The sequence below is a fragment of the Nocardia lijiangensis NBRC 108240 genome, assembly GCF_001613045.1.
GTDB lineage: Bacteria > Actinomycetota > Actinomycetes > Mycobacteriales > Mycobacteriaceae > Nocardia > Nocardia lijiangensis.
Map to the genome: position 1 here is coordinate 1 of NZ_BDBP01000165.1, position 8,647 is coordinate 8,647.

Annotated in this window: 9 protein-coding genes; 5 read left to right on the top strand and 4 right to left on the bottom strand. The window is 70.4% G+C overall.

Going from position 1 to position 8,647, the window contains the following annotated elements; all coding sequences use genetic code 11:
• Window position 1 precedes the first annotated feature (1 nt).
• The 3 genes from NL1_RS34885 to NL1_RS34895 all read right to left on the bottom strand — a co-directional run bounded on the left by NL1_RS34885 (window position 2) and on the right by NL1_RS34895 (window position 3,160).
• Window positions 2–1,075, bottom strand: coding sequence for a DNA glycosylase AlkZ-like family protein (locus tag NL1_RS34885; protein ID WP_067848955.1), 1,074 nt, complete (start codon window positions 1,073–1,075; stop codon window positions 2–4).
• 27 nt (window positions 1,076–1,102) lie between these two features.
• A complete protein-coding gene (locus NL1_RS34890) occupies window positions 1,103–1,528 on the bottom strand; it encodes a DUF7144 family membrane protein (protein WP_067848958.1) in 426 nt (141 codons plus the stop codon).
• A 96-nt stretch (window positions 1,529–1,624) separates the two neighbouring features.
• Window positions 1,625–3,160: a flavin-containing monooxygenase gene (locus NL1_RS34895; protein ID WP_067848961.1), complete on the bottom strand. Its 1,536-nt coding sequence runs from the start codon at window positions 3,158–3,160 to the stop codon at window positions 1,625–1,627.
• 70 nt (window positions 3,161–3,230) lie between these two features.
• Here NL1_RS34895 and NL1_RS34900 point away from each other — a divergent pair, with 70 nt between their 5' ends.
• Window positions 3,231–4,235, top strand: a complete 1,005-nt coding sequence (locus NL1_RS34900) for an AraC family transcriptional regulator (protein ID WP_067848978.1) — start codon at window positions 3,231–3,233, stop codon at window positions 4,233–4,235.
• 30 nt (window positions 4,236–4,265) lie between these two features.
• On the opposite strand, the gene NL1_RS34905 is transcribed toward NL1_RS34900, so the two are convergent.
• Window positions 4,266–4,982, bottom strand: coding sequence for a DUF5642 family protein (locus tag NL1_RS34905; RefSeq protein WP_156095190.1), 717 nt, complete (start codon window positions 4,980–4,982; stop codon window positions 4,266–4,268).
• A gap of 287 nt (window positions 4,983–5,269) precedes the next feature.
• On the opposite strand from NL1_RS34905, the gene NL1_RS34910 reads away from it, so the two are divergent.
• The 4 genes from NL1_RS34910 to NL1_RS34925 all read left to right on the top strand — a co-directional run.
• Entirely contained in the window at window positions 5,270–5,647 is a 378-nt protein-coding gene (locus NL1_RS34910) for a hypothetical protein (RefSeq protein ID WP_067848967.1), read from the top strand.
• Window positions 5,648–5,782: 135 nt separating this feature from the next.
• The gene (locus tag NL1_RS34915; RefSeq protein WP_067848971.1) at window positions 5,783–7,387 is read left to right on the top strand and encodes a GMC oxidoreductase; all 1,605 of its coding nucleotides are present in this window, start codon (window positions 5,783–5,785) and stop codon (window positions 7,385–7,387) included.
• A 9-nt stretch (window positions 7,388–7,396) separates the two neighbouring features.
• Window positions 7,397–8,122, top strand: a complete 726-nt coding sequence (locus tag NL1_RS34920) for a VIT1/CCC1 transporter family protein (protein WP_067848975.1) — start codon at window positions 7,397–7,399, stop codon at window positions 8,120–8,122.
• 88 nt (window positions 8,123–8,210) lie between these two features.
• Window positions 8,211–8,647, top strand: a 437-nt coding sequence (locus tag NL1_RS34925; RefSeq protein ID WP_281180904.1) for a phosphoribosyltransferase family protein, incomplete at its 3' end; no start/stop codon positions are given.

Genomic DNA, 8,647 nt, shown 5'->3' on the forward strand with positions numbered 1-8,647 from the left:
GCTAGTCCCAGTCGAAGCGCAAGCGTTCGTCCCCGGTCAGCCAGTGCGCATTCCGCTCCATCTCACCGCGGCGTCCGCTCGGAAGCGCCGCGAACAGGCTCACCGCCATCCGGTGCTGAGCACGGCGGTACCGCCAGACACCCGCCACCTCTCCGTCGACGAGCACCGCGCCCGGCGCGGACAACGCCCGCCACACCTGCCCCCGCCTCGCGCGATCGGGGACGAGCAGCGACCGATCCGCTTGGCGCAGATAGGGATCGCCGGGCGGAACCAGCAGCACACCTTCCGGCGGCGGCGCACCGAGCACCTCGTCGAGAAGCGATTCGGGCAGGTCGGATCTTCGATCGTCTACCCGCACTCGCACCAGCGTGCCCGCCACCGCGCGCCACGAGTCGTCGGCGCCGACGCCGAGCCAATCGCGGAACAGCGGACGGGTGGTCGGCCCGTTCACCCGGAAGAAAGCCCGCAACAACGCCAGGCGCGGCTGTTGCACGCCGACGGCGGGATGATCCGGGGTCGGATACAGCACCGTTGCCCGGTTCACCTCCGGCCCGAGCACGATCTGCGCCTGACACCCGGCTGCGCGGAACAGCCCGTCCGGCACATGCTCCGCTGCGCAGCGCTCGCACCAGCGCACCAGCGCGGGCGAGACCCGTACGGTCACCACCGTGCTGACCTCGGCCTTGGGCCTCGGTCGGGTGACGACAGCGCGCAGCGCCGCGGCGACCTCGGCGACGGCGTCGACCTGCGCAGCGCCGCCCGCGTCCGAGGCGCGCGGCGCCAGCGCGTCGCGCACTACGTCCAGCTGAGCCAACCGGTGCGCGTGCGGGGCGCCGCGCATCGACCACCAGCTCACCAACGGCCCGGCCGGATCGATCGCCCGGCCGAGCGGTGTGGAGCCGATCCGCTCGGTGCGCTGACGCAATGAGTACGCGGCGCCGCCGAACCGGCCGTCCTGCAATCCGAGCAGCAGCAGGTCGTCCAGGGCCCCGCCGTTCGTTCGCCCGTTCAGGCCGTGGCGGCGCCAGCGATACCCGAGCCACTGTGCGCGGCCGACAGCGATCGGCTTGGCCATCGGTTCACCGTACAGACGGGGCCGACGTCACTCGTAGGTGTCAGCAGGCTTCCAGGTCGACACCGCCCAGATCACCACGATGCTGAGGGCGATGATCAGGGTCGACCAGTACGGGTAGTACGGCAGCCAGAGGAAATTCGCGATGATCGTGAGCGCCGCGATGACTATGGCCCCGACCTTGCCCCAGGTGCTTCCCGTCATGAGCCCGATCGCACAGATCACCAGGATGACTCCGAGCACGATGTGGATCCAGCCCCAGGTGGAGATGTCGAACTTGTACACGTATTCGACCCCGACGACGAACAGTTCGTCATCGACGACGGCCGAGATACCCTCGAAGATCTGCAGTACACCCACGGTCAGCAGCAGGATCGCGGCACCGATCGAGGTGCCGGCCGCGATGCCCTGGCGAACCGGGTGCTGGGTTTCCGGTGTCGGTGTGGTCATCTGCATTCCCTTCCGCGAAGGAGAAACCTGGATTTCCATCCCAGCCGGTGCACCCGGGGAATACCTCACCCGTTTCGGGTGAGGTATCCGCGATCAGCGCGCTCAGGCGGACACCGGAGTACGGCGGTGCGCGCGCGGCGTCGGCCGCAGCGTCTTGTTCAGATTGGTGCGCAGCGTCGTGGCCGTATCCAGCAGATAGTTCTGGCGGACCTTCCACGGGTGCCGCCCGCCTTGGCGCGGGAAGTCGCCGATGGAGCGCTGGACGTAGCCCGAGGTCAGGTCGAGCAGGGGATGCTCGGCGAGGTCGCCGTCCGGCTCCGGGACGACGGCGGCGTAGTCGTTGGCGTCCATGTGCCGCAGCACCTTGCAGACCAGCCGCGAGCTGAGGTCGGCGCGCAACGTCCACGAGGCGTTGGTGTACCCGACGCAGACCGCGAAGTTGGGCACGCCGGTGAGCATCGCGCCCTGCCAGACGAACTGCTCGGACAGCCGGACCGGAACGCCGTCGACGTGCGGGGTGATGCCGCCGAAGGCGAGCAGCTGCAACCCGGTGGCCGTGACGATGACGTCGGCCTCCAGCACCCGCCCGGACTTCAGCCGGATGCCCTCGGGCACGAAACGGTCGATGTGGTCGGTGACGACCTGCGCCTTGCCCTTCTTCATCGCCTTGAAGAAATCGCCGTCCGGCACCGCGCACAGCCGCTGGTCCCACGGGTCGTAGCGGGGCGTGAAGTGCTCGGCGACGGCCTGCTCGTCCTTCAGCATGCGCGTGGTCAGGCCCGTGAGCAGCTTGCGCGCGGCGCCGGGAAAGCGGCGGCAGTACTGATAGAAGCCGATGCCGAAAAGGATTTTCTTGGCGCGGATCACCCGGTGTGCCAAGCGCGGCGGCAGCAGCCGGCGGATCGCGTCGGCCTGCTTGTCGCGGCCGGGGACGGCGCTGATCCAGGTGGGGCTGCGCTGCACCATCGTCACCAGCTCGGCCTGCTCGGCCATCGACGGCACCAGCGTGACCGCGGTGGCGCCGCTGCCGATCACCGCGACCCGCTTGCCCGCGTAGTCCAGGTCCTCCGGCCAGAACTGCGGGTGCACGATCCGCCCGGCGAAGGTGTCGGCGCCGCCGAATTCCGGCGCGTGGCCGCGGTCGTAGTCGTAGTAGCCCGCGCAGGCGTAGAGGAAATCGCAGGTGAGCGTGCGCTCGACGGTGCGGCCCGCCGCGTCGCGCTCGGCGAGGGTGAGCGTCCACCGGGACTCGGCGCTGGACCAGTCGGCCGAGACCACCTTGGTGCGGAACCGGATGTGCCGGTCGATGCCGTACTCGGTCGCTGTCTCCTCGACGTAGCGCAGGATCGAGGGCCCGTCGGCGATCGCCTTCGCGTCGCGCCACGGCTTGAAGGGGTAGCCGAGGGTGAACATGTCCGAGTCGGAGCGAATGCCCGGGTAGCGGAACAGGTCCCAGGTGCCGCCGAGCGCGTCGCGCGCCTCCAGCACGGCGTAGCTCTTGCCGGGGCATTCGGTCTGGAGCCGGTACGCCGCGCCGATGCCGGACAGGCCCGCGCCGACGATCACGACATCGAGGTGATCCCCCGCCTCGGGGCGCTGGGCAAAACGGTGCTCGGAGGCGACTGCGGTGTCGGTCATGGGCTCCAGTGTGCGGATCCGACCGGGGGCGTTCTTGACTTCACGCGACAACTATTTGATTCTGGACGACATGTCCGTCATCAGGTCCGCAGGCTTGCGCGGCTTCCGCGCCACGGTGGCCGAGCTGGGCGGCGACGCCGAGGAGTATGTCGCGGCGGTGGGTCTGCCCGCCGCCGCCTTGGATACCGACGATCTGCTCGTCTCCGACGAGGCCGTGGCGACGGTGCTGGAGCTGGCCGCCTGCCGCCTCGGCTGCCCGGATCTCGGGCTGCGCATCGCCTACCGCCAGGACCTGGACATGCTCGGCCCGCTGGCGTTGGCGATCCGCAACTCCCCCACCCTGGCCGACGCGCTCGAAAGCTCCTCGCGCTACCTGTTCGTGCATGCCCGCTCGCTGAGCCTCACGCTGCTGCCCGACCCATACGGGGACCCCGGCGTGATCGCCCTGCGCTATGGCGGACCGCCGGACCTGCCCGCGCCGGTTCAGGGCACCGATCTCGGTCTCGGCTTCGTGCACCGCGCGATCCAGCGGCTGGCCGAGGAACGCTACGGGCTGCGGTCGGTGGAGCTGCCGTACCACCCGCCCGCCCCGCTGCGCGCCTACGAGGAATTCTTCGGCGCACCGGTGCGGGTCGGCCGGTCCGAGGCCATCTTGCGGATGCCGTGCGGACTGGCCGACCGGCCGCTCTCGGGCGGCGATGAGAACCTGCACCGGCTGGCCATGGCCTTCCTCGCCGAGCAGACCGCCGAGACCGGCGCCTCGATCGCACCGCGGGTGCGGGCCGCACTGCGCCAGCTGCTCGGCACGAGCCCACCCGAAATCGCCGCGGTGGCAAGGCTTTTCACCATGCATCCGCGAACGATGCAGCGCAGGCTCGGCGCGGAGGGCACCACCTTCGCCGCACTGCTCGACGACGTGCGCCGCGAGGAGGCCCACCGCTACCTCACCGCCACCGACATGCCGATGAGCCAGGTCGCCTCGCTTCTCGGCTTCGCCGAGCAGGCGACCTTCACCCGATCCTGCCGCCGCTGGTGGGGATGCACCCCCACCGCGCTGCGACGTTCGGAACGCTGAACGCGGGTCGTTCGGAACGCTGAACGCTGACTACGCGGCCTTGCGCACCTTCTCCACGGCGTCCAGGAAGAACTTCTCGAACGCGGCCTCGTCCACCGAGTCCTTCAGCGCGGCGACTCGCACCACGACGGTGGTGCCACGCAGCACGGCCATGCCCTGGTAGGCGGTGGAGGTGAGCGGCTTGCCGGTGCCGACGGTCGAGGTGCTGACCGAGCGGTAGACGATGGCCTCGGCGCCCTTCAGCTCCGCGGGAGCGTCGAGGTTCTCCACCTTGACCACCGAGGTGATCTGCTTGCCCTCCACGGTCGAGGTCGCGCTCACCTCTCCGCACTTCTTGTTGCCGTCGGTGATCTTCGCGAGGTCGGCGGTGCGGCCCGCGACGAACTCCACGAACATCAGCCCGGCCTTGTCGTCGGTGGCGCCCGCGACCGACGCGTCGGCCAGCAGATCCTTGGTCGCGGCTCCCAGATCTTGCTGAGTGTCCGCGCATTCCGCCGGGGTGATGGTGGAATTCTGTTGCGTGCCCGCCAGATCGGCGGCCGCGGTCTCCAAGCGGTCCTTCGGCAGCTCCACTTTCTTGGTATCGGCCGGGAATTCGGACTCCGACAGCAGGAGCTGGTCACGCGGGGTGGTGGGCGCGGCCGAGCTCGGCGCCGATTCGTCGTTCCCGCCACAACCGGCGAGCAGCACAACGCCCGCCGCAATCCCCGCCAGCAGGCGTGCCCCTGAGTACCGCAGTGTGATCATGCCGGTCAGCATGCCAGCATCCGTCCCGCCCGGCAGCACCGGTCCACCCCGTGCTACACGCGGCGACGACGCCGGGCGCGCAACGTCTTCGGCCGCGGCCTCATCGCCCTCAGGTGGCCGGCTCCTTCGGCGGCACGTGGGCCAGGGCGATGCCGGCCACCCGCGGCACGGGCACGGTGGTACTACGCGCCGCGACGTGGACAAGGCCAGGCGGCGGGGATCACCTCTAGGAACCGGGGTTCGGTCGGCATAGACTTCCGCCCGAATATCGACTCGGAAGGGGTCGCATGGACACGGTCCGAGAAGTTGCCGAAGAGGGCAAGCGGCTCATCGACCTGGCCTGGCTCGGCGAACTCACTCGCGACGACGCGGTGCACCGGTTCGTTCAGGTGGGCGACGGAATGATCTGTCCGGTCACGGCGGGCGAAATCATCGACGACGGCGTGCGCTGGCTGGATGCCAATGCCCCTCGACTACGGTTTCTCGGCTGGTGCGCCCTGCTGGAACTACCGCTACTGGGAGGCTTCGCCGTGTTCTCGCTCGCTCTCGGCGACTACGTCGCCGCACTTCTCGCGCTCGCGCTGCTCGGCGGCATGCAGTTCGCGCACCGCAAGCTGATCCCGCACCCGGTCCCGATCCGGCGCGCACGCCGCGTCCGGCACTGAGACTTTCACCGTTCCTTCGTCTCTACCAACGCTTTTCGGCGTGCCATCAATGCGGTCCTCGTACAGTGAACGAGACGTGCGGACCGCGCCGACGGTCCGGCAGTCGGGGTTTCTGGCTTGCGGGGAGGGGCGACCGTGCGGATCGAGGACTTGCCAGCGGTCGGGGACGCAGAACTGACCGCCGACGTGTGCGTGGTGGGGTCGGGCCCCGCGGGTCTGACGATCGCCGCCGAGTTGGCGAATTCCGCACTGCGCGTGCTGGTCCTGGAGAGCGGCGGGCGCGAGTCCACGGACGCGACCAACGCCCTCGACGACTACGACAACGTCGGCGCGCGCCGGGCCCAGACCGATCGGATCGCGGGCGACCGGATCCTCGGCGGCAATTCGCACACCTGGAGCGGGCGCTGCGCACTCCTCGACGAACTCGACTTCCGTGACCGCCCTTGGGTTCCCGGCTCCGGATGGCCGATCGGCCCCGCCGACCTGGAGCCCTTCCTGACCCGCGCAGCCTGCCACATCGGCATCGGCCACGGCAGCGGCTTCACCGACGACGCCTTCTGGGAACTGGCCGGACGAACCCGCCCGCCAGACGCGCTGGACCCGCGCCGATTCCGCCCCTACTTCTGGCAGATCAGCCGCGACCCGGGCGACCCGTTCGACTGCAAACGCTTCGGCGCACACGTCGAAAGCCTTGCCGCGCCCAATGTTCTGGTGGTCGTGAACGCGACCGTCACCCATCTCGACACCGATCCGGGCGGCACGCACGTGCGGACGCTGCAAGTGGCGGGGGCCGACCCGCGCCCGCGCACCGTGCACGCTCGCGCGGTGGTGCTCGCGACCGGCGGCATCGGCAATCCGCGGCTGCTGCTCGCCTCGCGACGAGTGCGACCCGAGGGCCTCGGCAACCGGAACGACCTGGTCGGGCGCTACCTGATGGACCACCGCTGCGGAGCGGTCGGCGCGCTGGAACCGGCTGCGGCCGAGGCGATCACGCATCGGTTCGGCAAGTACGTGGTGAAGACGCCGCACGGCCGCCACACCTTTCTGCACGGCGTTGCCCTCGCTCCCGAAGTCCAGGCCGCGGAGGGTCTGCTGAACTGCGCGCTGTGGTTGCAGGAGGTGCCCGCCGCGGACGATCCGTGGGACTCGGTGAAGCAACTGCTGCGCGGGCGCGGCGACCGCCACGACGCGAAGGTGGCGCTGGCCAATTCCGGCCTGCTGCTCGCCGGCGCGCGACGCCGCCTCGTCCAGCGCACCGGGCTGCCGCACAAGCTCGACCGAATCGAGTTGCGCTGCATGGTCGAACAGGCGCCGAACCGGGACAGCCGGGTCAGCCTCACCGATCGCGCCGACCGGCTCGGAATGCCTGCGGCGCGGGTGGATTGGCGGGTGCACGCCCAGGAGGACGCCACCGTGCGCCGCGCCGCCGCGCTGGCGGTCGCCGAGTTCACCAGGCTCGGGTTCGCCGCGCCGCGCCTGTTCGCCTGGGCCGCACCGGACAGCGCGCGGCCGCTCGAACTCACCGACTGGGCGCATCCGACCGGCACCACCCGGATGTCGGCAGATCCGGGCGGGGGCGTCGTCGACGCCGACTGCCTGGTGCACGGCATGGAGAACCTGTTCGTCGCGGGCAGTTCGGTGTTCCCCACGACGGGCCATGCCAATCCGACGCTCACGATCGTCGCGCTGGCCGTTCGCCTGGCCGATCACCTCCGCGCGAAGGTCGCCCCGGCCGATTAAGGTGCGGGCATGGAGGACTCGACGGTCAGTGGTGCTCATCCGCACGAGCCGCACGCGGGCGGGTTCGCGACCAGGCTGAACTGGTTGCGCGCCGGCGTGCTCGGCGCGAACGACGGCATCGTGTCGACGGCCGGGCTGGTGGTCGGCGTCGCCGCGGCGACCACCACCACCAGCGCGATCTTCACCGCGGGCATCGCGGGTCTCTCGGCCGGGGCGCTGTCGATGGCGGTCGGCGAGTACGTATCGGTCAGCACCCAGCGAGATTCGGAGCGCGCGCTGCTCGCCAAGGAACGCAAGGAACTCACCGAGGCGCCCGAATACGAACTCGCGGAACTCATCGACATCTATCGGGCCAAGGGACTCTCACCCGAGACCGCGCGCACAGTCGCCGAGGAACTCACCGCGCACGACGCCTTCACCGCGCACGCGGAGGCCGAACTCGGCTTGAACCCACGCGAACTCACCAATCCCTGGCAGGCCGCGTTCTCCTCGGCGATCGCTTTCACCCTCGGCGCGCTGCTGCCGCTGCTGGCCATCCTGCTCCCACCCGTCACCGCCCGCATCCCGGTGACCGTCGTCGCGGTGCTGGTGGCGCTGGCGCTCACCGGCTCGATCAGCGCCCAGCTCGGCGGCGGCGAGCGCGGCCGAGCGGTGCTGCGGGTGGTGCTCGGCGGCGCACTGGCCATGCTGGTCACCTACGGCATCGGGCAGCTGTTCGACGTCGCCGGAATCTGAACCGAGCCCCGGAGCTCCCACCCGCCGTGGGCGTTTCGGCCGGGCGTAGACTTCGGTGCTTTCCGAAGTCCGAGTCCGGAGGCCCAGCATGCCCTTCCGTGATCGCCGGGCGGCGGGTCGGCGACTCGCCGTGCGGTTGACCCACTTTCGCGACACCGACGCGGTGGTGCTCGGGGTGCCCCGCGGCGGTATTCCGGTCGCCTACGAGGTGGCGGGCGCGTTGCGCGCACCGCTCACGGTGGCCATGGTCCGCAGGCTGCGGGTGCCCTATCAACCGGATTTGACGTTCGGCGCGGTCGGTGAGGGCGGGGTCGGGGTGATCGACGACAAGATTCTGGCGCGCGCGTTCGTCTCCGAGCCGGGCCGGGCCGAGGTCGAGGCGGAACAGCGAGCGGACTTGGCCCGCAGCGCCATTCGCTACCGCGGCGCGGCCGGTCTCGCGCTGCACGGCCGGACCGCGGTGATCGTCGACGACGGCATCGCCACCGGCGTCACGGCCCGCGCGGCCGTCGAGGTGGTGCGGGC

Bases quoted from the DNA above. Each gene is read 5' to 3' on its own strand.
- NL1_RS34885 (WP_067848955.1), bottom strand. From the start codon at position 1,075: ATGGCCAAGCCGATCGCTGTCGGCCGCGCACAGTGGCTCGGGTATCGC.
- NL1_RS34890 (WP_067848958.1), bottom strand. From the start codon at position 1,528: ATGCAGATGACCACACCGACACCGGAAACCCAGCACCCGGTTCGCCAG.
- NL1_RS34895 (WP_067848961.1), bottom strand. From the start codon at position 3,160: ATGACCGACACCGCAGTCGCCTCCGAGCACCGTTTTGCCCAGCGCCCC.
- NL1_RS34900 (WP_067848978.1), top strand. From the start codon at position 3,231: ATGTCCGTCATCAGGTCCGCAGGCTTGCGCGGCTTCCGCGCCACGGTG.
- NL1_RS34905 (WP_156095190.1), bottom strand. From the start codon at position 4,982: ATGATCACACTGCGGTACTCAGGGGCACGCCTGCTGGCGGGGATTGCG.
- NL1_RS34910 (WP_067848967.1), top strand. From the start codon at position 5,270: ATGGACACGGTCCGAGAAGTTGCCGAAGAGGGCAAGCGGCTCATCGAC.
- NL1_RS34920 (WP_067848975.1), top strand. From the start codon at position 7,397: ATGGAGGACTCGACGGTCAGTGGTGCTCATCCGCACGAGCCGCACGCG.